Source organism: Acidaminococcus hominis, assembly GCF_900291475.1.
Lineage (GTDB): Bacteria > Bacillota > Negativicutes > Acidaminococcales > Acidaminococcaceae > Acidaminococcus > Acidaminococcus hominis.
In genome coordinates this window covers 257012-280208 of sequence record NZ_OLMM01000005.1, presented here as the reverse complement: position 1 = coordinate 280208, position 23197 = coordinate 257012, and the positions used below count along the sequence as shown (strand labels likewise).

24 protein-coding genes are annotated in these 23197 nt (G+C 55.6%); 17 read left to right on the top strand and 7 right to left on the bottom strand.

Annotated features, from left to right (window positions below; translation table 11 throughout):
* Positions 1-6: 6 nt before the first annotated feature.
* The 4 genes from trmB to C7E10_RS07680 all read right to left on the bottom strand — a co-directional run bounded on the left by trmB (position 7) and on the right by C7E10_RS07680 (position 4319).
* Positions 7-645 (bottom strand): tRNA (guanosine(46)-N7)-methyltransferase TrmB, encoded by a 639-nt coding sequence (trmB, locus tag C7E10_RS07695; RefSeq protein ID WP_105326744.1) that lies wholly within the window; start codon positions 643-645, stop codon positions 7-9.
* A gap of 117 nt (positions 646-762) precedes the next feature.
* Entirely contained in the window at positions 763-2643 is a 1881-nt protein-coding gene (locus tag C7E10_RS07690; protein ID WP_105326743.1) for a sigma-54-dependent Fis family transcriptional regulator, read from the bottom strand.
* A gap of 22 nt (positions 2644-2665) precedes the next feature.
* Positions 2666-3370 (bottom strand): C40 family peptidase, encoded by a 705-nt coding sequence (locus C7E10_RS07685; protein WP_231085765.1) that lies wholly within the window; start codon positions 3368-3370, stop codon positions 2666-2668.
* Between the two features lie 40 nt (positions 3371-3410).
* Entirely contained in the window at positions 3411-4319 is a 909-nt protein-coding gene (locus C7E10_RS07680) for a radical SAM protein (RefSeq protein WP_199614403.1), read from the bottom strand.
* A 282-nt stretch (positions 4320-4601) separates the two neighbouring features.
* Between C7E10_RS07680 and rsxC the strand changes: the two genes are divergently transcribed.
* The 17 genes from rsxC (at position 4602) to C7E10_RS07595 (ending at position 19508) form a co-directional block, all read left to right on the top strand.
* Positions 4602-5966 carry an electron transport complex subunit RsxC gene (gene rsxC / locus C7E10_RS07675; RefSeq protein ID WP_199614401.1) on the top strand — a complete coding sequence of 455 codons (1365 nt, stop codon included), beginning with the start codon at positions 4602-4604 and terminating at the stop codon, positions 5964-5966.
* A 25-nt stretch (positions 5967-5991) separates the two neighbouring features.
* Positions 5992-7026 carry an RnfABCDGE type electron transport complex subunit D gene (locus C7E10_RS07670; RefSeq protein WP_105326741.1) on the top strand — a complete coding sequence of 345 codons (1035 nt, stop codon included), beginning with the start codon at positions 5992-5994 and terminating at the stop codon, positions 7024-7026.
* Positions 7023-7592: an RnfABCDGE type electron transport complex subunit G gene (locus tag C7E10_RS07665; protein ID WP_105326740.1), complete on the top strand. Its 570-nt coding sequence runs from the start codon at positions 7023-7025 to the stop codon at positions 7590-7592. The genes C7E10_RS07670 and C7E10_RS07665 overlap by 4 nt, the downstream gene beginning before the upstream one ends.
* A 5-nt stretch (positions 7593-7597) precedes the next feature.
* A complete protein-coding gene (locus C7E10_RS07660) occupies positions 7598-8197 on the top strand; it encodes an RnfABCDGE type electron transport complex subunit E (protein ID WP_105326739.1) in 600 nt (199 codons plus the stop codon).
* Positions 8190-8765: an electron transport complex protein RnfA gene (locus C7E10_RS07655; RefSeq protein ID WP_105326738.1), complete on the top strand. Its 576-nt coding sequence runs from the start codon at positions 8190-8192 to the stop codon at positions 8763-8765. The genes C7E10_RS07660 and C7E10_RS07655 overlap by 8 nt, the downstream gene beginning before the upstream one ends.
* Positions 8766-8783: 18 nt before the next feature.
* Positions 8784-9704, top strand: coding sequence for an RnfABCDGE type electron transport complex subunit B (locus C7E10_RS07650; RefSeq protein WP_105326737.1), 921 nt, complete (start codon positions 8784-8786; stop codon positions 9702-9704).
* An 89-nt stretch (positions 9705-9793) separates the two neighbouring features.
* Positions 9794-10702: an FAD:protein FMN transferase gene (locus C7E10_RS07645; RefSeq protein WP_231085761.1), complete on the top strand. Its 909-nt coding sequence runs from the start codon at positions 9794-9796 to the stop codon at positions 10700-10702.
* Positions 10703-10711: 9 nt separating this feature from the next.
* The gene (locus C7E10_RS07640; RefSeq protein WP_105326735.1) at positions 10712-11089 is read left to right on the top strand and encodes a NusG domain II-containing protein; all 378 of its coding nucleotides are present in this window, start codon (positions 10712-10714) and stop codon (positions 11087-11089) included.
* Complete coding sequence (locus C7E10_RS07635) at positions 11070-11594, top strand: Gx transporter family protein (RefSeq protein WP_105326734.1); 525 nt, start codon at positions 11070-11072, stop codon at positions 11592-11594. The genes C7E10_RS07640 and C7E10_RS07635 overlap by 20 nt, the downstream gene beginning before the upstream one ends.
* 17 nt (positions 11595-11611) lie before the next feature.
* Positions 11612-12259, top strand: coding sequence for a uracil-DNA glycosylase (locus C7E10_RS07630; RefSeq protein WP_105326733.1), 648 nt, complete (start codon positions 11612-11614; stop codon positions 12257-12259).
* 368 nt (positions 12260-12627) lie between these two features.
* Positions 12628-14025: an AmmeMemoRadiSam system protein A gene (gene amrA / locus C7E10_RS07625; protein ID WP_105326732.1), complete on the top strand. Its 1398-nt coding sequence runs from the start codon at positions 12628-12630 to the stop codon at positions 14023-14025.
* Complete coding sequence (gene amrS / locus C7E10_RS07620) at positions 14022-14864, top strand: AmmeMemoRadiSam system radical SAM enzyme (protein ID WP_105326731.1); 843 nt, start codon at positions 14022-14024, stop codon at positions 14862-14864. The genes amrA and amrS overlap by 4 nt, the downstream gene beginning before the upstream one ends.
* 576 nt (positions 14865-15440) lie before the next feature.
* Entirely contained in the window at positions 15441-16115 is a 675-nt protein-coding gene (locus tag C7E10_RS07615; protein WP_105326730.1) for a response regulator transcription factor, read from the top strand.
* On the top strand, positions 16099-17487 hold the full coding sequence (locus tag C7E10_RS07610) for a sensor histidine kinase (protein ID WP_231085757.1): 1389 nt from the start codon (positions 16099-16101) through the stop codon (positions 17485-17487). The genes C7E10_RS07615 and C7E10_RS07610 overlap by 17 nt, the downstream gene beginning before the upstream one ends.
* Before the next feature lie 100 nt (positions 17488-17587).
* Positions 17588-18400 (top strand): hypothetical protein, encoded by an 813-nt coding sequence (locus C7E10_RS07605; RefSeq protein ID WP_146109053.1) that lies wholly within the window; start codon positions 17588-17590, stop codon positions 18398-18400.
* A 91-nt stretch (positions 18401-18491) separates the two neighbouring features.
* Positions 18492-18974 carry a hypothetical protein gene (locus C7E10_RS11970; protein WP_118286649.1) on the top strand — a complete coding sequence of 161 codons (483 nt, stop codon included), beginning with the start codon at positions 18492-18494 and terminating at the stop codon, positions 18972-18974.
* 144 nt (positions 18975-19118) lie between these two features.
* A complete protein-coding gene (locus C7E10_RS07595; RefSeq protein ID WP_105326727.1) occupies positions 19119-19508 on the top strand; it encodes a hypothetical protein in 390 nt (129 codons plus the stop codon).
* Between the two features lie 65 nt (positions 19509-19573).
* Here C7E10_RS07595 and C7E10_RS07590 read toward each other — a convergent pair whose 3' ends face one another.
* The 3 genes from C7E10_RS07590 to C7E10_RS07580 all read right to left on the bottom strand — a co-directional run bounded on the left by C7E10_RS07590 (position 19574) and on the right by C7E10_RS07580 (position 22934).
* On the bottom strand, positions 19574-20434 hold the full coding sequence (locus tag C7E10_RS07590; protein WP_105326726.1) for a DUF6282 family protein: 861 nt from the start codon (positions 20432-20434) through the stop codon (positions 19574-19576).
* A 114-nt stretch (positions 20435-20548) separates the two neighbouring features.
* On the bottom strand, positions 20549-21487 hold the full coding sequence (locus tag C7E10_RS07585) for a LysR family transcriptional regulator (protein WP_105326725.1): 939 nt from the start codon (positions 21485-21487) through the stop codon (positions 20549-20551).
* A gap of 49 nt (positions 21488-21536) precedes the next feature.
* Positions 21537-22934, bottom strand: a complete 1398-nt coding sequence (locus tag C7E10_RS07580; protein WP_105326724.1) for an MmgE/PrpD family protein — start codon at positions 22932-22934, stop codon at positions 21537-21539.
* Between the last annotated feature and the right edge of the window lie 263 nt (positions 22935-23197).

Genomic DNA, 23197 nt, shown 5'->3' with positions numbered 1-23197 from the left:
GCTCCTTTAGAAAACCACTTCACAGAAATTGATGTTTTTCCCTTTCCCGCTGAATTTTTCCTCATATTCGGTCTGGGCCTCATTGAGAATATCCGTATGGTGCAGGTCATGGCTCAGTTCCAGGATGGTCAGGCCAAAGGCCTGAAATTCTTCCACGGAAAAGGCAAACAGGTCATCATTGTCCGTTTTGAAGCGGAGATGGCCCCCGGGTTTCAGAATGGTCTTGTAGGTGGCCAAAAAGCCCCGGTAGGTCAGCCGCCGTTTGGCGTGCCGGGCCTTGGGCCAGGGATCGCTGAAGTTAAGATACAGCTGCTCCACTTCCCCCGGCGCAAACCAATCCAGCAGGTGCTCCGCATTGGCCCGGAGAATCCGTTCGTTGGGAAGCTCCAGTTCCCGGATTTTCTTCACGGCATGGTAGCAGATGTCCCGCTGGGTTTCCATGCCCAAATACCCGATTTCCGGATGCAGCTGACTCATTTCTGCCAGGAACTTTCCTTTGCCGCAGCCGATTTCCATATGGACCGGCCGGTCTCCCAGCAGCTTGGACCAATTGCCCCGGTATTCTTCCAAATGATCTTCCAGCAGTTCTTTTCCCGTATAGTCTTCCAAGGCCCTGGCAATCCAAGGTTTCTTTCGTAAACGCATTCTGCGACCTCCACAAAAAAAATCAGGGTGATGGATAAGTTTTCAGCACCTATGCACCACCCCTTGATGCAATTTCTCCGGGATTTTTCCCAAAGGAGTCATTGTTTTGGCCCAGGCTTATTTGCTTGGCCCCAAATCATATTTCTTCAAATACCGGTACAGCGTTACCCGGCTTACATCCAGCATGAGAGCCAGCTTGCTGATATTGCCGCCGGCCTGTTTCCAGGCTGCCACAAAGGCATCCTTGTCGTGCTTCCAGGACTTTTCAATCCGATGTTCTCCCGGCAGCTTGATATGGGACGCTTCAATGACGCTGCCGGCCGTATGGAAGAAAGCCTGCTCAATCACGCCCTGGAGCTGTTTGATATTCCCCGGCCACTGACAGCTGTTAAGCATATGCAGGGCTTCCTTGGAGAGGGTCTTGCTGGGCATATTGTGCCGGGCAGCCATTTCCGTCAGAATGTGGTTGGCAATAACTTCCACATCCTCCACCCGTTCCCGCAGGGGCGGAACCCGGATGACGGTGCCAATCACCAGTTCGTACAGGCTTCTGGAAAACAGTCCCTTGTCCGTCAGCCGCTTCAGGTTGGAATCGCAGGCGGCAATCACCCGGACATTGAATTTCCGGCGGGTGCCGGTTTCCCGGTTCAGCACCCCGTTGCGCAGGGCATCGGCCAGCACATCTTCCAGCCGGACAGGGAATTTCTCAATCTCGTCCAGGAACAACGTGCCGCCGTTGGCCAGTTCCAGGCTGCCTGCGCTGACATGGCCGGCCCCGTCGTCGGAGCCAAAGAACTCGGCTTCCAGCTGGCTTTCCGGACCTTCGTGGCCCCGTACCGTAATCAGCGGTGCCGCCGCCCGGGGACTGGCCTGATGAATACCATGAGCCAGGCGCTGTTTGCCCGTACCCGGTTCCCCCTGGAGCAGCAGATTGTTGTCGCCCCGGGCAACCCGGGCAGCCTTGTGCTGCAGCGCCAGGAATTCGTTGGAATTGCCCACCATGCTGTACAGGCTGTAGCGGGAGCTGTAGCCGGTAGCATGGGCAATGGTGGTTTTCAGATCTTCAATGGCCATGGAGATGATGATGACACTTTCCACCCGGCCGGCAAGCTTCACCGGCAGGACGCTGGTCACATCTTCGTAGGTCCGGTCCTGGGTAATCCAGGTAATTTCCTTGCGGATGGTGCTCTTGCCCCCTAGACCTTTCTGGATGGGAATATGCTCGTAGTTCAGGAAGACCTGATCCAGGCGGTCCTTCCCTTCCAGCCGCTTTCTCCCGTTGCTGTTGGCAAAACGCAGGGACCCGTCCTTATTGACCCAGTATACAGAAGCAGGGATTTCTTCCGAAATCAGCCCGCAAGCCTGCCAGAATTCCTGCATATCCAGGAATTTTTCCAAAGAATACCGCATGGTCATCAAAAGGCTCAGCAGAATATCGTAGGGCAGGTCGTTCTGGTCCAGGGAGAAAATGGCCATGATGTACCGGCTTTGCCCGGCTACAATCACAGGCGTGGAGCAGGCGTCCCCGGAATGGCTTTCCCGAATCCACATTTCCGGCCCAAACATCAAAAACGGCGCATTATGGCTGCGGGCCACAGAAATACTGGACGTACCCACGTCCTCCTCCAGCACCCGCATGCCCTGGATATCTTCAATGCTTCTCTGGAAGAAAGGCATGGCGTAGTTTTTCAGTACGTAGCCGTCTTTATCCACCAGCAGCATACTCAGATTATGGCTGTTGAAATATTGCTGGTTCTGTTCAAACAAGCCGTCCACATACTCGATTACATCCTTCTGCAGCTCCAGCTGGTGCTGCAGCTCGCTGGGAGACAGGCGCACCCCATCCACCGGCATGGTTTCATGGTTCAGTTTCCGGGCTTCGCACCGGCGCCAGGATTCGGCCACCCAGGGATGCACGTTGGGATCCAGAATCCCTTCGTTGATAAATTTGTTGTAGTAGCTGGTCAGCTTATCTTTATTGCGTCTTTCTCTAATCATCTAGTCATAACCCCCCGATTGATCAGCGGTACGAGCGCTGCCCGGAATCCGGTACCAGAACTCGCTTGGCGCCATAATACCGCGTACGCCAATAATTTTCACGCAAACTGCATAAACGCACCCCGCCGGAAGACGTGGCACTCCAGAACATTCCCTGGCCGGCATAAATGCCTACATGGGAAGCCCCCGGTTCATAGGTGGTAAAGAAAACCAGGTCCCCCGGCAGCAGCTGCCGCTGGGTAACAAACATGCCCTTTTCATACTGGAGATCCGCCGTTCTGGGCAGCGCTGCCTTGTGCTGCCGGAAGACGTACTGGACATACCCGGAGCAGTCAAAAGCCCGGGGTGTCGTTCCCCCAAAGCTGTAGGGAACCCCCTTGTAGCGGGAAGCGGTACGGACAATGTCCCGGCCGCTGACCCCGTGGATACCCTCTTTCTCAAAGGCAGATTCGGTAATCCGGTAATAGGTATTGTCATCCACCTGGCCGGTGACCTTCAGCCGGTTTTTCCGCTGAAAATCCCGTACCTGTTCTGCCAGGTCCTTGGTATATTTCCCGGTTTCCGGCGTCTTTACCCCAATGGCATTGAGTTTCATCTGAACGGATTTGACCTTCCAGCCCTTATCCCCTACGGTCAAGGGAGCGGCCTTTTTTGCAGCTGCACCTGCAGGCAGGGGCAGTACCAGCATGGAAAGCAGCAATGCTGCAAGAAGTTTATGCAGTCTCATAATGGGTGCCTCTTTTCCTTATATTTCAAATGATACAACCTTAATACTCCATATTAGTATAAACTTCCCAATCCGTCAATTTGGAAAGCTTCGTCATGGACTCTTCCAGTTCCCGGAGCAGCCGCTCCTTATCCTGGGGCAGGGTGCCCTTCAGCATAATGTAATTGGAAATATGGTTGCTGCGGAACAGCGTATGGCGCTCTGGACTGATAAAGGTGTGCTCCAGCATGGTGTGCACCTCCTGGGCCAGGCCCGCCGGGGAGAGCAGCTCAAATTCCCCGTTCTGGAACTGCTCCAGCATTTCAGTTCCTTTATATAGCCGCAGGGTCAGTACGCTGAGCATATTGGGCTCAATGGCCGAAATGGCTTTGCCTGTTTCTATGGCGTGCCGCTCACTGCCCTCCTTGCCGCCCAGCCCTGCAATCACCATCATGGACAGCTTCATGCCGCTGCGGATGACCTTTTGCCCGGCAGCAATGGCCTCTTCCGCCGTAACGCCCTTCTTGATCCGCCGGAGGAGCTCCGTATCCCCGGTTTCCAGGCCCAGATACAGCATCTTGAGCCCCGCTTCCCGGAGCTGGGCCATTTCCTCGTCGCTTTTGCGCAGGATGTCCCGGGGCCCTGCATAGGAGGTTACCCGCTGCAGGTTGGGGAAGGTTTCATACAGCACATGTAAAATTTTGATCAGCTTGGCGGTGGGCAGCACCAAAGCGTCCCCGTCCGCCAGGAAAATCCGCTTCACCTGGTCCTTGGCATACTTGGCAGCCATGCCGATCTGCTTGGCAATCTCCTCATCGCTGCAGACGCAGAACTGCACCTCCTTGTACATGGCGCAGAACGTACAGGCATTGTGGGCACAGCCCCGGGTTACGCGCAGGATAAAGCTGAACGCTTCACTGGGGGGCCGGAACACCGGCGTTTCATAATCATCAAAATACAAACCAAACATCCCATCAGCCTCCGTAAGTACTCTTTCTTCCTATATATAGACAGTTTTTTCATAAGATTCTACAAATTCACATATTATACACAACTGCACCTGTCGTGTTAATTATTATAAACTATTTTACAGTTTTTTACATTATCTTTTGTAAACTTTTTGAAAAGAAATAAAAACCTCGTTTTTATTTTGCCCATTCTCAGCTCATTTTCCTCTCCCCTTGTTTTTTGCCATTTGACAATATATAATTTTTAGTTGAAGTTGACACATGAAAGGTTAGAGGTGAACTGAATGTCTGCACAAGAAGCAAGTTTCATGGGTGGTGTCGCTGTACCCCCCAGCAAGTCCTTGACCGACAAATTGGCCATCGAAAGATGCCCGGCCCCGGACATGGTGTACATTCCTCTTTCCCAGCACATTGGTGCTCCGGCAAAACCGGTGGTTAAACCAGGGGATAAAGTCACGATCGGACAAGTGATCGGTGAAGCAGGAGGCTTTGTAAGCACAAATGTCCATGCCAGCGTCAGCGGTACCGTCATCAAGATTGAAAGCCGCTACATGGTCCATGGGATGCTTGCCCAATGCATCGTTATCAAAAACGATGGGCAGGATACCCTCTGCGAGGATATCAAACCCCGCAGCGAAGAAGAGATCACGCCGGAACTGATCCGTCAGGTACTGCGTGATAAAGGCATCGCCGGTATGGGCGGCGCCATGTTCCCCACCGCAGTGAAGTATGCTCCCCCCAAAGAAGGAGCCCGTCCCATCGATACCATCGTCCTGAACGGCATCGAATGCGAACCCTTCATTACGGCCGACCATCGGACCCTGCTGGAATGCTCCGATGAAATCATCCAAGGTTTGAAGTATTTCCTCATGGCTTCCGGTGCCTCCCAAGGCATCATCGGCATTGAAGACAACAAACCCGATGCCATTGCCCTGATGGAAAAGAAAGTTGCTTCCGAACCGAATATCCGGGTTCAGGTCTGCGCTGAAAAGTACCCCCAGGGTTCTGAAAAGCATCTGATCTACGCTACCACGGGCCGTACGGTTCCTGACCGGGGTCTGCCTGCTGATGTGGGCGTTATCGTGGATAACGTGGGCACTGCAGTAGCTGCCTGCCGGGCTATCAAAAACAACATTCCTCTGTACGAGAGAGTGGTTACGGTCAGCGGCGACGGCGTCAAGAAACCGGGCAACTACATCCTGCGCCTGGGCACCCTGTTCACCGATGCAGTAAAAGCTGCCGGCGGCCTGGAAGGGGATCCCGGCAAGATCGTAGCCGGCGGTATGATGATGGGCTTTGCCGTAAACTCCCTGGATTACCCCATTATCAAAGGGTCCACCGGTGTGCTGGTCTTCAATTCCAAATCTCCTTTCGCCCAATATGTTGAACCCAGTCCTTGCGTACATTGCGGCCGCTGCGTCGATGTATGCCCCATGAAGCTGGAACCCACCGAGATTGTTCAAGCCGTAAAACGGCAGAACTGGGAAGCAGCAGAAAAATTCTACTGCCACGCCTGCATCGAATGCGGTTCCTGTGCCTTCGTCTGCCCCGCTTATATTCCTTTGGTCCAATACATCCGTATGGGCAAGCAGTTCATCAAAGGGAACAGCAGCGGCGGCCACAACCCCTTCTACAAATTAAATAAATAACTCGTGAAAGGACTGGATATTGATTATGGAACCTATTAAAGAACCTAAGCCTTTGGTTCTCCTTTCCTCTTCTCCCCATATGCACTGTGATCTGACGATCAGCAAGTCCATGAGGGAAGTAATGCTGGCCCTGGTGCCTGCCGTACTGGCTTCTGTGTATTATTTCCGCGTGGATGCCGTCATCGTCATCGCCTGCACCATGATTTCTGCCGTCATTTTTGAAATGCTCAGCAACAAGGTGATGGGAAAGAAGAACACCACCAGCGACGGCTCCGCCGCCCTGACCGGTCTTTTGTTGGCCCTGTGCCTGCCCGCCAGCCTGCCGCCTTACATGGCAGTCCTGGGCGGTATGTTCGCCATTGTTGTAGGCAAAGCCGTATTCGGCGGTCTGGGCCGCAACATCTTTAACCCGGCCCATATCGGCCGTGCCATCCTCTTGGCATCCTTCCCCCAGCAGATGACCACCTGGGTCATTCCTGCCACCAAAGCCATGGCTACCACCGCTGCTACCGCTTCCGCTGATGCCATGACCGCTGCCACTCCCCTGGCTGTCATGAGAGCCACGGAAAAAATCTGGCAGGCTGGCGGCGCTGCTGCTGCAGCCCAGCTGCCTCCCCTGTCCGACCTGTTCATCGGCAATGTGGGCGGTTCCCTGGGTGAAACCTGTGTACCGGCCCTGGTTCTGGGCGGCCTGTACCTGATCTACAAGAAGCTGATTGACTGGCGGATTCCCGTTTTCTATCTGCTGACCGTAGCCATCGTAACCGGCATTTATGGCACAGTTATGGGCTACCCTGCAGCTTTTCCCCTGTACCATCTGTTTGCCGGCGGCCTGATGATCGGTGCTTTCTTCATGGCCACTGACTGGGTAACTTCTCCTATCACCAAAAAAGGCCGGATCATTTACGCCATTGGCCTGGGGCTTCTGACCTCCCTGATCCGTCTGCGGGGCAGCTACACCGAAGGCGTCTGCTACTCCATCCTGATGATGAACATGGTAGTTCCCATGATTGACCGCTTCGTCCGGAACGTATCCTTTGGAGGAGGCCTGAAGAAATGAAAAACATCTTTGTGAAATTTACAGGAATCCTGGCTCTCACCTGCGGCATTTCCGTTGCCTTTGTGGCGGGCGCCAACGAAGTTACCAAGGGCATCATTGCTGCCAAACAGGAAGCTGATGTAAAAGCAGCCTATCGGGACGTTCTGCCCCAGCTGGGCGACCTGACCAAGGAAAAGTCTCCTGGCGGCCTGATTGCCGATATTGAGCAGTCCAAAAAGGACGGCAAAGTCAACGGCTACATCTACACCGTAGAACCCACCGGGTACGGCGGCAAGGTCACCTTCATGGTGGGCTTCTCCACCCCGGACAACAAGATTACCGGCATCAAAGTCCTGAGCCACAGCGAAACCCCCGGTCTGGGCGCCAGAAGCACCGAACCGGAATGGCAGCAGCAATTCAAGGGCAAACCTCTGAAAGACGCCCTGGTTGTTACGAAACAGACTCCCAGCAAAGACAATGAAATCCGTGCCATCACCGCAGCTACCATCACTTCCAGAGCGGTAGTCACCGGGATCAACGAAGCACGGGAGCACTACATGAAAAATTATGCTAACGGAAAGGACTGATTCGTATGCTGCATGAGCTGACTAAAGGCATCATCAAGGAAAACCCCTTGTTCGTCCAGTTGTTGGGTGTTTGTCCTTCTCTGGCCACCAGTAACTCCCTGGACAACGCCATCGGTATGGGCTGTGCCTTCACCTTCGTTTTGTTTTTCTCCAACATCATCATTTCCGCCATCCGGAAATTGATTCCTGATCAGATTCATATCCCCTGCTACATCGTCGTTATCGCTTCCCTGGTAACCCTGCTGCAGATGCTGATGCAGGCTTATGTACCTGCCCTGTACGCATCCCTGGGCGTATTCGTTCCTCTGATCGTAGTAAACTGCATCGTACTGGGCCGTGCTGAAGCCTTTGCCTGCGACCACGGCATCATCGATTCCGCCCTGGACGCCATCGGCATGGGCATTGGCTACACTTTCGCCCTGTTCCTGATTGCCACCTTCCGTGAACTGATCGGTTCCGGCAAACTGTTTGGCCATCTGGTGCTGGGAACCGCTTACCAGCCTGTGCTGATCTTCATCCTGCCGGCCGGCGCCTTCCTGACCATGGGCTTTGTCTTTGCTGCTGTAAACTACTTCAGAGAGAGAGGAGTGGCTCATAATGGGTAGTACATTCGGCATTATCTTTGGTGCCATTTTCGTTTCCAACATCATTTTGTCCCAGTTCCTGGGCATGTGCTCCTTCTTGGGGGTATCCAAGAACTTCAACAACTCTGTAGGTATGAGTGCTGCCGTATCCTTCGTAATGCTGCTGGCCACTATCCTTTCCTACGGGATTTATTACCTGCTGCTGGTTCCCTACCATCTGGAATACCTGAACACCCTGGTGTTCATTCTGGCCATTGCCACCCTGGTACAGCTGGTTGAAATGTTCATGAAAAAGGCTATGCCCGCCCTGCACAAGGCCATGGGTATCTACCTGCCTCTGATCACCACCAACTGCGCCATCCTGGGTATTGCTTTGATCAACGTAACGAAGAACTACGACTTCATCGATTCCGTAGCCAACTCCATCGGTACCTCCCTGGGCTACACCATGGCCATCCTGCTGTTCTCCTGCATTCGGGAACGTTTGGATGAAGATGCCCTGCCCAAATGCCTGCGGAGCCTGCCCATTGCTTTGATCACTGCCAGCTGTATGTCCATTTCCATGATGGGAATGAGCGGCATCCATTAAGTTAGGAGCTGAACAATTATGACAACTGCTATAATTCTGGTTGCGGTCTTGGGCGGCATTTTCGGTCTTGTCCTGGCAACTGCCGGCAAGAAGTTTGCCGTTGAAGAAGATCCGCGCATCAACGAAGTCACCAACCTGCTGCCCGGCGCCAACTGCGGCGGCTGCGGCTACGCAGGCTGCGCTGCCCTGGCCAACGCCATTGTAGCCGGAGAGGCTGACGCCAACAAATGCGTTGTAGCCAACTCCGACAGCAAAAAAGCCATCGGCGCTGTGATGGGTGTGGAAGACACCGGCGATGACGAGAACGCCATCCGCTACATTCCCCGCCTGCACTGCAACGGCTGCACTGCCAACCGGACCCGTATTTCCAACTACGAAGGTGTCCACAACTGCTACCTGAGAGCCCAGCAGACCGGCGGCCCCGGCCAATGCAACTACGGCTGCTTCGGAGACGGCGCCTGCGTGGACGCCTGCAACTTCGGTGCCCTGAAAATCGGTGCCAACGGCCTGCCCGAATTCGACTACAACAAATGTGTCGGCTGCGAAGCCTGCGCCAAAGCCTGCCCGCAGCTGCTGATTGAAATGATTGATGCTTCCAAGAACGTCCTGGTGGAATGCAACAATCGTGAAAAAGGCAAAGCTGCCATGACTGACTGCAAGGTATCCTGCATCAGCTGCGGCATGTGCGCCAAGAACTGCCCGCAGCACTGCATCACCATGGAAGACGGTGTCAACGGCAGCATTCCTGTAATCGACTACACCAAGTGCGATGGCTGCGGCATCTGCGTAGAAAAATGCCCCCGGAAGTGCCTGGTTTACGTTACGCCGGTTACCGGCTCCCCTGAAGCCCCTGCCAAAGAACAACCTACCGGCTGCGCCTGCTGCGCCATGGCCGCCAATTGTCCTTCTGCTCAGGCTCAGGCCCAAGCCAGAAAATGAAAAAACTTCTTGCGTTAACTTTGTTTTTCAGCAGCCTGATTTTATCGGGCTGCTTTTTTCAACCGGCAAAACATGAGGATACCCGGTTTATGATGGATACCATTGTCACCATTACCACCACCGGTGACAGCAAAACGCAGCTTCAGGACGCTACCGCCAGGGCCTTTACCCTGTTCCAAACCATTGCCAACGAAACAGACCCCTACACGGCCCAGGGGCCCCAGGACCTGTACGCCATCAACCAGGCAGCGGGCAAGGGACCCCAAAAGGCTTCCCCCTACCTGCTGGATATCCTCCAGCAGATTGCCCCTCTGCATAACGCTCCTTTGGACGTAACCCTGGGGCCCGTCATCCAGGTCTGGAACCAGCACCGGGACAGCAAAACCGTGCCCACCGCAGAAGAAATTCATCAGGCTCTGGCCAAATGCGGTCCGGACAAGTATACTGTATCCCAGGAGAACGGTACCATCACTTTGGCAAATGGTGCCCAGCTGGATCTGGGAGCGGTAGCCAAAGGCTACGCCGTTGAGCAGACCGCCAACCAGCTGGCCAAGGAGCCAGGCATCCAAACGGCCCTGGTAAACGCTGGGGGCAACATCAAGATTATCGGCAATAAGCCCGACGGAAAGCCTTGGAAAATCGGCATCCAGGATCCCCGGAACGCCCAAAAGGTGCTGGGTACCTTGCTGGTGCCCGCCGGCACAGCCATTGCCACCAGCGGGGACTACCAGCGCTACTACGAAGTGGACGGGGTCCGCTATCACCACATTCTGGACCCGGGCACCGGCTGGCCTTCCCGCTTCTGCCGCTCCGTAACGGTGGTTACCCATTCCGCCTTCTGGGCGGACTACTACTCCACCCTGCTCTTTGGGCTGCCCTGGCAGCAGGCCCTGGACCTGGTAGAAAAGGATCCGGAACTGGAAATGGTCTACGTGGATAGTGAAGGTACCCTTCATGTATCCTCGGGCCTTGCCAAAATATTTACCCCTGGAAAGTAAGGAGACGTTATGCGTAAAAATGATTTTTGGCTGATTTTGGTGCTGGCCCTGGCCGGCCTAGTCAGCTACTTCCTGTTTCGGGCGGATCCCTCCGCCCAGAATAAAGTTTTGGTGGTGCGCCGGGACCAGCAGGTCCTCCAGCGGATCGAACTGAAAAATGTCACTTCAGAAACCAAACTGATCGTTCCGGTCCAAGACGGTGAAATGGTCATCGCCTACGACAAGGACGGCGGAAGGGTCATTTCGTCCCCCTGCCCGGACAAGGTCTGCGTCCACCAGGGCAAAATCACCCAATCCGGCCAGACCGTGGCCTGCGTGCCGGAAAAGGTACTGGTCACCCTGACCACTGCTGCAAAGGAGAATGATCATGACGCCATCCTCCGGTAAACTGACCACCCGTGACCTGACCCAGCTGGGTATCCTCTTGGCCGCCGCCATTGCCCTGCGCCTGGCGGAAACCAGCGTAGCCTACCTGCTGCCCCTGCCCGGCGCCCATTTGGGCCTGGGCAACAGTGTCACCATGATTGTGCTGTACCTGTACGGAACCACCAAAGGCGCCCTGTTCCTCACCACCCGGCTGCTTTTAACGGGGCTGCTTTTCACCGGCCTTTTCACCCCGGGCTTCATGATTGGGCTGGGAGGCGCCGTACTCAGCTTTCTCTGCATGGCCCTGGCCGTAAAAAAACAATGGTTCTCCCCTGTCGGGGTGGGCCTTTTGGGGGCCTTTTGCCACAACTGCGGCCAGATTTTTGCGGCCGTTCTCTTGATGCAGACCACGGCCCTGTTTTCCTATCTGCCCGTCCTGATTGCCATTGGCATTCCCACCGGTCTCTTTACCGGTTTTTTGGCCGGCTTTTTCCTGGACCGGGTGGAAAAACAACTGCACCTGTAAGGGAGGAAACGTAAAGCATGGAAGAAGAATCGGCCTGGCGCCAATTGGAAAATGAACTGGAAGACTGCTCCGCCTGCCCCCTGCGCGGGGACTGCAAAGCCCCTGTGGGCTGGTTTGGCGACCCGAAAAGCCCCCTGCTGCTGGTAGGGGAAGGCCCTGGGGGCGTGGAGGATGAGTACGGCTGTCCCCTGATTGGTCCCAGCGGCCAGCTGCTGGACAAGGCCCTGTGGTCTGTAAAAATCACCCGGGACCACGTGCTTACCACCAACGTCATCAAATGCCGGCCCAAAGGCAACCGGACCCCCACCCCGGAAGAAGGCAGCTTCTGCGGTAAACGTTTCCTAGAGCGCGAAATTTCCCTTCTCAAGCCCCGAGTCATTGTGGCCCTAGGCAGTGTAGCCCTGCGCTATTTTAAGGGACCACAGGCCAGAATTACCCGGGAAAGGGGCACCTTCTTTAGAACCTCCCAAGGCATCGACTGCATTGCCACCTTCCATCCGTCCTACCTGCTCCGGCTTACGGGAAAGGCCCAGATTGCCGCCAAATGGGATGTGTTCCACGATTTGGAAGCCGCCCGGGCAAAGGCGCTGGAGGCGGACCCCCAGTACCCCCTGTGCAGCGTGCGCCCCATAAACCTGTTTTCCCTTTTCACCAAACGTTCCTGATACCGCTTTGCGTACGGCCTGTGTTGTTCCTCTTTTGAGAAATAGCGCAGGCCGTTTTTGCGGCCAGCACTTTTTGGAGCGCTAAATTGCCTTTCTCAAGTCCCGGGGCATTGCAGTCTTACCCAGTGTAGCCCCTGGCTATTTTAAGGGTTCACAGGGCAAAATCAGGCCAGCTGAAGGCATTTTCGTTAGGAGCTGCTCTCTGCTTCACTCCCTTGCCGCATTTTTTCCTGCCGCCCTTGACTTACGGCACCTTTTCCAAATTTTAGTTTACGGCCTGCCCGTTCTTTCGCAAGAATTGGGCGGGCCGTTTCTGCGTTCTGCCCCGGCATATGGTACAATAGAGGCAGTAAAGCGAGGTGTTTTTTATGCCCATCTTGGCTGCGTTCGCAGTACCCCATCCGCCCATTATCCTGCCGGAAGTGGGCCGGGGAGAAGAAAAGAAAATCCAAAAGACCATTGATGCCTATGAAACCGTCATGGCCCAGGCTGCCCAGCTCCAGCCGGACACCCTGATTATCACCAGTCCCCATGCGGAGCTCTACCTGGATTATTTCCACATCACCCCGGACGCCACAGGCTCCGGCAATTTTGCGGCCTTCCGGGCCCCGCAGGTGACGGTGCAGGTAACCTATGACCAGCAGCTTGCCAAGGAAATCGGCCGGCAGGCAGAAGCCCGGGGCGTCCCCGCAGGACCCCTGGGGGCCCGTCAGGCGGAACTGGACCACGGCACCCTGATTCCCCTGTACTTTTACCGCCAGCACGGCTCCCTGGACCAGGTAAAAATTGTCCGGATTGGTCTGTCCGGTCTGCCAGCCAAGGCCCACTATGCCCTGGGCCAGGCCATTGCAGCCGCCGTCAACCACCTGGGCCGCCGGGCCGTATACATTGCCAGCGGCGACCTGTCCCACAAGCTTTTGGCCGAAGGCCCCTACGGCTTTGCCCAGGAAGGCCCCGTTTTTGACCAAAGCTGTACGGAAGCCCTGGGCAAGGGAGATTTCCTTACCCTATTAAGCCTAGACCACCACCTTTGTGAGCGGGCAGCAGAATGCGGCCTCCGTTCCTTCTGGATCATGGCCGGGGCCCTGGACGGCCTGGCGGTAAAAAGCCAGCTGCTGTCCCACGAGGGTCCCTTTGGGGTGGGCTACGGGGTAGCCTCCTTCTTCCCTCAGGGAAAGGACAAAAGCCGGGAATTTCTACCCCAGCTGCTCCAGGAAGAAGCGGCGGCCCGGCTGCTCCGCCAGTCCCAGGAAGACCCCTACGTGAAACTGGCCCGGCGCAGCGTAGAAACCTTTGTGAAGGAGCACCAGCCGGCTTCCCTGCCGGAGGGACTGCCTCCGGAAATGCTGAACCAACGGGCCGGGGTCTTCGTCACCCTCCACAAGGACAATCAGCTCCGAGGCTGCATCGGCACCATTTCCCCGGTCCAGGAAAATATTGCCCGGGAAATCCTCTCCAACGGCATTTCCGCCGCCAGCCGGGATCCCCGTTTCACCCCGGTCCGGCCCGAGGAACTGCCGGATCTGGAGTACAGTGTGGACGTCCTGGGGGAAAAAGAGCCCATCCCGGATACGTCCTATTTGGACCCCAGCACCTACGGGGTCATTGTGGGCAGCGCCCTGGATGAACGCCGAGGGCTGCTGTTGCCGGATCTGGACGGCGTGGATACCCCGGAAAAACAGGTAGCCATTGCCCGGCAAAAAGGACAGATTGGTGCCAGCGAGCCCATTAAGCTCTGGCGCTTCAAGGTGGTGAGACATTTATGAAGCGCCACCCTGGAAACGTCCTGTGTACCCTGTGCCCCCGGCGCTGCACCCTGCCCCCGGACGTAACCGGCTTCTGCCGGGCCCGGATCAACCTGGATGGACACCTGCTTTCCAAAAGCTACGGCAAGCTCACGTCCATTGCCCTGGATCCCATTGAAAAGAAACCCCTGGCCCAGTTCTACCCTGGTTCCTTAATCCTGTCCGTGGGCACCTTTGGCTGCAACCTGCGCTGCCCCTTCTGCCAGAACGCCTCCATTTCCCAGGCCGGGGAAGAAGCCGCCCGAATGACCCTGTCCCCGGCAGAGCTGGTCCAAATGGCCCTGGACTACCAGGAACGGGCCGGCAATATTGGCGTGGCCTTTACCTACAACGAACCCCTAGTGGGCTACGAATACGTCCGGGACTGTGCCAAATTGCTAAAAGAAAAGAACCTGAAAACGGTCCTGGTAACTAACGGCTATATTTCTCCCGGTCCCTGGAAAGCCCTGCTGCCGCTGATTGACGCAGCCAATATCGACCTGAAGGGCTTTACCCCAGAATACTACGCCTGGCTGGGCGGAGATCTGGAAGTGGTCAAGGAAAATATCCGCACCGCCCACCTCCTGGGCTGCCACGTGGAAATCACCACCCTGCTGATACCGGGAAAAAACGACCAGGAAGACGTCCTGGAACAGGAAGTGGCCTGGCTGGCCAGCCTTTCTCCGGAAATTCCCCTCCACCTGACCCGGTACTTCCCCCGCTGGCAGTGCAACATTCCTGCCACGGACCCGGAACAGGTCAGGAAACTGGCGGAACTGGCCCGGAAATCCCTGCACCACGTCTATACCGGCAACTGTTAGCCGGAAATACAAAAACAGCGGCAGAGTTGCGCTCTCTGCCGCTGTTTTTGTTTGAAGGTTGACAACAATTGGTTAGGGAGAAACAGGAGGAGTTCTGTTTCCATATGATAAGCATTCGCCAGTACACAGTTCTCACGAGGAAGGCAGATTGTGTTGGTGCCCTAAGGGCATCTGCTTTCCAGCTGCCTCCTGGCAGCTTGTCCGGCACAGCAGGGGCACACAACCCGCCGCCGGTCAAACTAAAGGCTAATAAACAAGGGGAGTGGTGAGGTTAGTTTTCGCTAACCTCACCTGAAAAAAATAAAGACAATGCGGTTAGTCTTTACTTACAGGAATGATTCTAGCATACAAGCCGCATTTAGGCAATACCCTTTTAGAAAAAATTTTATATTTTTTTCAGCAGGTCGTTTTTTTGTTTCCCTATTTCTGCTGCAAAGCCAGTTAATATCAGGCTTTACGGGATTTTTTAAGATTTTTTGGCATATTAGTCTTTGCTAACCTTAAAGTTTTCATTTTCGCTTCACATTCTGGCAGTATCCTGTACAATAAGGAAAGAAGTATCCGGAGGTGGAAAGCATGAAAATACTCATTGTGGAAGACGAACCTTCCCTGAACAAAATAATCGCCAAACGGCTGAAAATCGAAGCCTACTCCGTAGACTCCGCCTTTAACGGCAAGGAGGCCCTGGCCTACCTGGACGCCGCCGACTATGACCTTTTGATTGTGGACATCATGATGCCGGAAATGGACGGGCTGACCCTGGTCAAAACCCTGCGCAGCCGGGGCAGTCAGGTGCCGGTGCTGTTTCTTACCGCCCGGGACAGTCTCCAGGACAAGGTGTCCGGGCTGGACTGCGGCGGGGACGACTACCTGGTAAAACCCTTCGAGTTTGAAGAACTGCTGGCCCGGATCCGTTCCCTGCTGCGCCGGAGCAACCCCCAGCAGACCGCCAGCCCCCAGCTGGTTTTGGCGGATCTGGTACTGGACACCCGGACCCACCAGGTCACCCGGGGCGGCACCGAAATCAGCCTGACCCCCAAGGAATTTGCCATTTTGGACTACCTGCTGCGGAACCAGGGCACAGTCCTGTCCCGGGAGCAGATTCTGGAGCACGCCTGGGATTTTTCCTACGAAGGGGCCTCCAATATGGTGGACGTGTACATCAAAACCCTGCGGAAGAAAATCGACAAGGATTTTGAGCCCAAGCTGCTCCACACCGTGAGAGGTACCGGCTATGTCCTTAAAGAATAGGCTTTCCTTACTTTGGCATAAACTGGTGCATTTTTTCACCAAGCTCCCGGTTTCCATCCGGGTAACCCTGTGGTACACCCTATTTCTGGCACTGGTGCTGGCCGTCTTTACCGGGGCCGTGCTGGAAATGGCCGAGGACCACGAGCGCCGGGACGCCGGCAAGGACCTGATCAAGGCCGTGGATAAGGCCTCCCAGGACCCGGAGCATTTCCGGCCCTACGACAAGAATGTCTATCTGTCCCTCCGGGACCCCCAGGGAAAGCTGCTCTCCGGCATGGAACCGGAAGGGATGCCCGCCCTGCCGCCCCGTTTCAACCGGGGGCCCCAGAAAATCGTGATTGACGGCCAAAGCTACCACTACGTGGATCAGCCCATCCGCCCTGCCCTCCGGCAGCCGGGAACCGTCCTCTCCCCACAGCCCCTGCCCTGGATCCGGGGCATTCTTCCCGATGAAATCTACGCCCGGCGCTACCAGGTAATCCTGCTTACGGCGCTCATCAGCCTGCCCCTGTTTCTCCTTCTCATTGCCCTGGGCGGCTACCGGATTATCCGGCACAGCTTTGCCCCCGTCCAGGCCATCAGTGAAGCAGCCCGGGCCATTGGGGAAACCGGGGACCTGTCCCAGCGGATTCCCCTGGGGGACGGCAAGGACGAAATCCACCAGATGGGCCATACCTTCAACTGGATGCTGGCCCAACTGGAAGAACAGCTGGAACGGGAAAAGCATTTTACTTCCGATGTCTCCCATGAGCTGCGCACCCCCACGGCCGTCATCATGGCTGAAAGTGAATACGGCAAGGACTATACGGAAACCGTGGCCGAGGCCAAGGAAGAATTTCAGCATATCTTTCAGCAGTCCCGGCGCATGAGCCGCCTGATCAACCAGCTGCTGGAGCTGTCCCGGCTGGACAGCCGGAAAGACCTGGTACTGGGACCGGTCAAGCTGTCCCAGCTGGTCACGGAAACCCTGGAAGATTACCAGAAGCTGCCGGCCGCCCAGAACTTCGCCTGGAAGCTCCAGGTAAAACCGGACCTTACCGTTACCGGAAACGACCAGCTGCTTGCCCGGATTCTGGGCAACTACCTGGATAACGCCCTGAAATTTGCCAAGCATACCATCCAGGTTTCCCTGTGCCAGGAAAAGGGCCGGGTGGTGCTGGCCGTTTCTGATGACGGGCCGGGCATTCCCCCCGAAGACCTGCCCCGGATCTGGAACCGGCTCTACCAGGCAGATCCCTCCCGGAACAAGAAGCAGAACCTGGGACTGGGCCTGGGGCTGTCCTTTGTGGCAGCTGCCGCCAAACTGCAAAAGGCCCAGGCCGGCGTCACCAGTACCCTGGGAAAGGGCAGTACGTTTACCCTGAAATTCTAAAAAAATATTGGCATTCATTTCCCTTTCATGTTCCGGCCCTACACTGTAGCCAATACAACAAAGGCAGACCCCTTGAGGAACTGCCCAAAGGGAGGAATCCATGATGGACACCAATAAAACTGAACAACAAGCAAAAGAAGTACTGCAAAAAACCGCTTCCTGGGGCAGAAAAACCTTTACTGCCCGCCGGCTGAAAAAAGGTGCCGGCTGCGTCCTGGCCCTGGCCGTGCTGTGCGGGGCAGGCAAAATCGCCGCCCATAAGGCACGGGCCAACGCCCGGCTCCAGGAAGGGGAAGCCCGGACCACCCTATTGCAAAGCCTGGCCGCCCAAAAGAATATCACCTTGGTCAGCACGGATCAGGTAAAAGAAGCCGTTGCCAACACCCTGGGGACGGATCCTTCTTCCGTTACCTTCCGAAGCGTCCAGCTGGAAGACAAGCTGCCCAACCCGGACGGCCGCTTCCAAAAAGACAAGAAGCAAGCCAAGGACAGTAAGCACGACAAACGGGACCAGAAGGAAAAGCAGCAGGGAGAAAAATTCCAGCGGGGACCCCAGGAAGGCCAGCCCTTCGCCGGGAAAGCACCCCAAGGCCCCAAAGCCCCGGAAAAAGCGCCGGGCACCCAACCCCAGGCACCGGTGCCGAATACTGAGCAGCAGCAGCTTCCTGAAAGCACAGACGCCCAAGCCCAAAACCAGACGGCTTCCCCTGCCGCAAAGGCTCCTGCAGCCCCTCAGCCGGGCATGCCCAGCGGCGTAAGACCCCAAGGGACCTTCAAAGGAATGCCCCTGTTCTACCTGGCGGACTGCGAAAAGGATGGCATGGATTACCACTTCATCGTCAACGCCCAAAACGGCCAGGTAATCCGGGCTCAGGTCCACAAGACCAACCCGCTGCTGGACCTGCTGCACTAACGCAAAAAACACAAAGTTGTCAAGCTCCATTCATGTTCTTTTCATAATCCGCAGGTAGAATAGGGCCAGAAAAACAAGGGAGGTCATTTTTATGACACAAGTAAAAGCAAGTGAAAAATCCTATACAGAAACGGCCCTGCTCAGCCGAATGGAGAGCAGCAGCTGGAAAGAAATAAAGAAAAGTGCCGGTCGGTTCTTGGTAGCGGCTGCCCTGGTCTGCGGCTTCAGCAGTGCCGCTGCTGGCAATGTGGCCCACGCCGCTGCCCCGGAAGCAGGAAACCGCTCCCAGTACATTCTGGTGAGAGGAGAAAATGGCCTCCAGTCCCAGGCTTCCCTGAAAGACCAAAAGAACAAGCCTGAACAAAGAGAAGACAAGACCTCCCAAAAAGACCGGAAAGAAAACACCAAAGAGCAGCAAAAGGAACAAAAGCAAGAAAAGAAGCAGCTGAAAAAAGACCAAAAGCAGCAAAAGAAATTTACCAAGGAACAAAAACAGCAGCAAAAAGAGCAGAAACAGCGCCCGGAACTCCAAAACCGCCAGACTCCCGCTCCTGAAGGAACGTATCGGAAATAAAATACAAAAAAGGAAGTGCCCCGGCACTTCCTTTTTTGCGTCTTCCCCACTTTGCCCATTTGCTTATTTTCTGCCCAGGATTTTCATAGTTCTTTCATGTTTCTGCCCTATACTAAGACCATCAAGAAAAGGGAGGTCCTTCTCATGACTTTGCAAAAACAGATCCTGCAAAAAAACGCTGTAGGTACGGCCGCTCTGGCCTGCCCCAGCCCCTATAAAACAGCCTGGCAGCGGCTGAAAAAACAGCTGACCGTGCCCCTGCTGGCCGCCCTTCTGGTCTGCGGCTACAATCTCCTGCTAGGCACCCCCAAGGCCCAGGCCGCAGAGCACAAAGAGCCCCTCAGCCAGATTGTGGTGGTGCTGGGGGATTCCCACCCGGCACCCCTGTCCCACTGGGATGACCAGAAGGATCATCCGGAATGGAGAAACCGGAAGCCGCCCAAAAGAGCACCCCAAAGAGCCCACAACAGAGCGCACCAGCCGGCCCCCCAGAGCCAGCATCGGAACGACTTCCCGCCCCAGGGCAACAACTAAATAGCGTACAGCACCTCTCAAAAAGGCCGCAGCCAGATACCCTGGCTGCGGCCTTTTCCGTTCATTCATTCAATTCCCAGCATTTCCTCCGGCACCTGGGTCACCATGGTCCGGATGGCAGCTTGGGAAATCCCCTCATCCAGCAGACTTTGGATAAATTGGAGCATCCCCTCCACCGGGGTTTCCCGGCCGTTCTGCCCCCGGTCCGTGGTCAAAAAGCAGTGCTCCGGCCCTATGAGCCGGATATGTTCCGCCATTTCCGCCGGAGTGCATTCCCCTTCTGCCACATTGTACCAGCATTTCTCAATGTAGACCCCGCTTTGGGCCAGTTCGGCCTGGTCCTGGGGCCGGATCCGGGTATGGGCCCATTCCGGGTGGGTCAGGACCATTCTTACCCCTTCTTTTCTGCCTTCTCGGCACAGGAGCAGGGCTTCTTCCGGGCTGATATGGCCGGTGACCAAAAGCGCCCCCTTAACCTTCACCACCTGGAAAATGGCACGAACTTCCTGCCGCAGATTCCCGTCAGGATCCGTAATCCGGATGCCCGGCCGGGGCAGTACGTCCCCGGGCAGATTGCGCAGGGGGAAATTGGCCGCATCCACCGTGGGCATAAAGATGATGCGTGCCCCCAGGGCCAGAGCCGTTTGCACCGCCAGGGGATTGAGGCCCCCCAGGGACCAGTTCAGCACCGCCGCCCCGTAGGCCTTTACCTTTGCCAGGGGCAGGTACCGGTTCAGCAGCCAGGCCCGGCTGCCCGTAGGCTCTCCGTGGTTCTTCAACAAGATGCCGGCCATTTCCGCCCGGTCCGCTTCCTTGAACACCTGGATATCGTCCAGTTGCCGATCCAAAGCGGAGGGCAGGGAATGAATATGGAGGTCATACCCGCCCTTTAGCAGCCCGTAGGCGGCCAGTGAAATGGATTCCATAACGCTTCCCCCTCTATTTTTGCAAAATGCCTATCTATCTGTACGATAGCCTCCAAAAACAAGTTTGTCAACAAAAAACACCGGCCTTGGCAGCCGGTGTTTTTTTGCGTTATTTTAGGCCAGATAGCTGGGGAAGGTGCACCCCTCCTGGCAGATCAGCTTGTACAGTTCCCGGGAAGGCCGGGTCAAATGCCCCAGCTCCCCGTTGTAGATGACCGCCCATTCCCAATAGGGCTCATATTTTTCTTCAATTTGGTAATAGTTGATGTTATCCCCGGTCACGTAGCTTTTGGTGTAGATGGAAGGCACCAGGGAAATCCCCATGCCCCCTGCCACCAGCCGGATGACCGTTTCGATGTTCTGCGACTCCATAAAAATCTTCACGTCTTTGGCAAAGGGCTTCAGAATCCGGTCCGCCGCCACCCGGGTTTTCTTGAAGGGCTTGGTCAGGATAAATTCCTGGTCCAGGACGTCCTCCAGGTGGATATAGGGCATCTTTTCCCCTTCCTGGTAATAGGCAAACCGGTTGGCCGGGCTGCTTTTAGGCAGGGCCAGGAACAACGGTCCCCGGTAGAACACCTTATAGCTGAGATTCTCATTGCGCAGAGGCAGGCAGACAATGGCCAAATCCAAAGCCCCCATCAGCACCTGTTCCTCCAGCAGCACGCTATTTTCTTCCACAATGTCGATTTTGATATTGGGATATCGCTCGCTGAAGGATTTCAGCAGATTGGGCAGCAGCAGGGCGCCAATCCGTTCCGCAGAGCCCAGTTTCAGCAGGCCCTTCTGCATCTGGTTCAGTTCGCAGAATTCCACCCGGGTATCCTCGTACAGCTTGAGAATCTGGTAGGCCTTGGTCACCAGGTATTTTCCCGCTTCCGTAGGAATCAGCCCATTGCTGCTCCGGGTAAACAGGACCTCCCCCAGTTCTGCTTCCACCTTGGCCAGGCTTTTGCTCAGGGCCGGCTGGGTGATAAACAATTTTTGGGCCGCTTTGGCCATACTGCCTTCTTCGGCAATGGTCACAATTTTCGTCAAGTCGTTTTCCGTCATGGTGTATCCCTGCTTTCTGACCGCCCCTTCAGAATCCCCGCAAGCGGTCCTACTCTTTAGTATATACCAGGGAGGGAAGCTTGCTCAAGGTTTCCAACTGCAAAAGGTCTCCCATAAGCTGTTCCAGCCACGGGCCCTGGTATTTTTGGCAGCAGGCCCGGACTTTGTCCTGAAGCTGGGCATCGGTGAGAGGAGAACCTACGCTGCCGGAAGCATCCTTCACCACGGTTTCCACTTGTGTTCCGTTTTGCAGGGTGATGGTGACCTTGCAGCCCCAATGCTCCGGGTACCGGGCGGTAAATTCCGGGTCTTCCGCCACGGTTACTTTCCGCAGCAAAGCCTGCACCTGGGGCCGAAGAATCTGGTCCGGGGCAAAATCCTGAAGCTCTACACGGCCCTGAAGCAGGGCACAGGCTGCCACATAGGGCGTGGAAAATTTGGCCTGGGTGGGCAGCTGGGGCACCTTACAGGTATCCGTCAGGCCGCACTGCTTCAGCCCTACCAGATAGGTTCCCACCTGAATGGAGACCACGTCTTCTGCCTGGAGCTGGTACTGCCGGCGCAAGTTCAGCACCCCATCAATAACGCAGTGGGTACTCCGGCAGCAGGGGTAGGGCTTCTTGTCCACCTGGAGAATTTCGTATACCTTGCCCAGATCCTTGTCCACCAGGGAATAGTCATAGGCGTCACTCATCATGGGGAAAATGCCCCCATCCTTGGCATCCAGGATATGGGCGGAGCCGCGCATCCCGCCCAGTACCAAAAGGCAGGCCTCCAAGCCGCTGGCTGCTGCTCGGGCCGGATGCAGTACCTTATTGGTGGCCCCGTCCGACAAGAATGCCCAGGTGCCGCAGGATTGGGTGCCTGCCAGGCCCAGGGCTGCCAGGACCTGCTCCGGGGTAAAGTCCAACAGTTTGGCACAGGCCGCAGCTGCCCCAAAGGTGCCCGCCGTGCTGGTTACATGCCAACCCTTGTTCCGGTGGCTGGAAACCCCAAAGCCCATGCCAATCCGGCTCATCACCTCGTAGCCGCAGATTACTGCCTCCAGCAGTTTATCCCCGGACTTGTGAAGCACTTCTGCCAGGCCCCAGGCCGCAGGCACTACCACTGTGCCAATATGGGTTTTGGAACGGATATGCACATCATCCAGTTCCAGGGTATGCCCCTGCATGGCGTTAAAGAATACGGCGGTGCGCAGGTTGGTCCGTTCCGGGCTGCCCCAAATGGATGCCAGCTGGGCGCTGCTGCCTTCCTGCACCAAGGCCTGTTGGTTGTCCGCCTGCAAATACACCTTTTTGATCTGTTGGAACATGGGGTTATCAGAAGCCCCCATGGCCAGCCCCACCACATCTAAAATACACTTTTTGGCACTTGCTTTTACATTCTCATCTGCTTTTTCTAGAGAGAAAGCTGCTACAAATTCAGAAACTCTTTTTAACTCATCCATTTTTTTACCTCCGACGGCTGAATTGGAATTGAGTTTATTATATTTTCAGAGTTTTGATTTGCCCAATGATAAATAGTTCTTGTATCAATAACCAAAAATTCATTAACCAAAAGGTTATTTCTCCAACAACTTAATACCATTGGTTTTTTCAGAATATTTGATGTACTGTATGGGCATAGTGAAATACATTATTGCAGTCGGCTTCCCCGGATTCTGGTGCGCACCCCCAGGAAGTTTCTGCCACGGAGGAGAACATTATGTTT

Coding starts and splice junctions, on each gene's coding strand:
- trmB (WP_105326744.1), bottom strand. CDS start 645: ATGCGTTTACGAAAGAAACCTTGGATTGCCAGGGCCTTGGAAGACTAT.
- C7E10_RS07690 (WP_105326743.1), bottom strand. CDS start 2,643: ATGATTAGAGAAAGACGCAATAAAGATAAGCTGACCAGCTACTACAAC.
- C7E10_RS07685 (WP_231085765.1), bottom strand. CDS start 3,370: ATGAGACTGCATAAACTTCTTGCAGCATTGCTGCTTTCCATGCTGGTA.
- C7E10_RS07680 (WP_199614403.1), bottom strand. CDS start 4,319: ATGTTTGGTTTGTATTTTGATGATTATGAAACGCCGGTGTTCCGGCCC.
- rsxC (WP_199614401.1), top strand. CDS start 4,602: ATGTCTGCACAAGAAGCAAGTTTCATGGGTGGTGTCGCTGTACCCCCC.
- C7E10_RS07670 (WP_105326741.1), top strand. CDS start 5,992: ATGGAACCTATTAAAGAACCTAAGCCTTTGGTTCTCCTTTCCTCTTCT.
- C7E10_RS07665 (WP_105326740.1), top strand. CDS start 7,023: ATGAAAAACATCTTTGTGAAATTTACAGGAATCCTGGCTCTCACCTGC.
- C7E10_RS07660 (WP_105326739.1), top strand. CDS start 7,598: ATGCTGCATGAGCTGACTAAAGGCATCATCAAGGAAAACCCCTTGTTC.
- C7E10_RS07655 (WP_105326738.1), top strand. CDS start 8,190: ATGGGTAGTACATTCGGCATTATCTTTGGTGCCATTTTCGTTTCCAAC.
- C7E10_RS07650 (WP_105326737.1), top strand. CDS start 8,784: ATGACAACTGCTATAATTCTGGTTGCGGTCTTGGGCGGCATTTTCGGT.
- C7E10_RS07645 (WP_231085761.1), top strand. CDS start 9,794: ATGATGGATACCATTGTCACCATTACCACCACCGGTGACAGCAAAACG.
- C7E10_RS07640 (WP_105326735.1), top strand. CDS start 10,712: ATGCGTAAAAATGATTTTTGGCTGATTTTGGTGCTGGCCCTGGCCGGC.
- C7E10_RS07635 (WP_105326734.1), top strand. CDS start 11,070: ATGACGCCATCCTCCGGTAAACTGACCACCCGTGACCTGACCCAGCTG.
- C7E10_RS07630 (WP_105326733.1), top strand. CDS start 11,612: ATGGAAGAAGAATCGGCCTGGCGCCAATTGGAAAATGAACTGGAAGAC.
- amrA (WP_105326732.1), top strand. CDS start 12,628: ATGCCCATCTTGGCTGCGTTCGCAGTACCCCATCCGCCCATTATCCTG.
- amrS (WP_105326731.1), top strand. CDS start 14,022: ATGAAGCGCCACCCTGGAAACGTCCTGTGTACCCTGTGCCCCCGGCGC.
- C7E10_RS07615 (WP_105326730.1), top strand. CDS start 15,441: ATGAAAATACTCATTGTGGAAGACGAACCTTCCCTGAACAAAATAATC.
- C7E10_RS07610 (WP_231085757.1), top strand. CDS start 16,099: ATGTCCTTAAAGAATAGGCTTTCCTTACTTTGGCATAAACTGGTGCAT.
- C7E10_RS07605 (WP_146109053.1), top strand. CDS start 17,588: ATGATGGACACCAATAAAACTGAACAACAAGCAAAAGAAGTACTGCAA.
- C7E10_RS11970 (WP_118286649.1), top strand. CDS start 18,492: ATGACACAAGTAAAAGCAAGTGAAAAATCCTATACAGAAACGGCCCTG.
- C7E10_RS07595 (WP_105326727.1), top strand. CDS start 19,119: ATGACTTTGCAAAAACAGATCCTGCAAAAAAACGCTGTAGGTACGGCC.
- C7E10_RS07590 (WP_105326726.1), bottom strand. CDS start 20,434: ATGGAATCCATTTCACTGGCCGCCTACGGGCTGCTAAAGGGCGGGTAT.
- C7E10_RS07585 (WP_105326725.1), bottom strand. CDS start 21,487: ATGACGGAAAACGACTTGACGAAAATTGTGACCATTGCCGAAGAAGGC.
- C7E10_RS07580 (WP_105326724.1), bottom strand. CDS start 22,934: ATGGATGAGTTAAAAAGAGTTTCTGAATTTGTAGCAGCTTTCTCTCTA.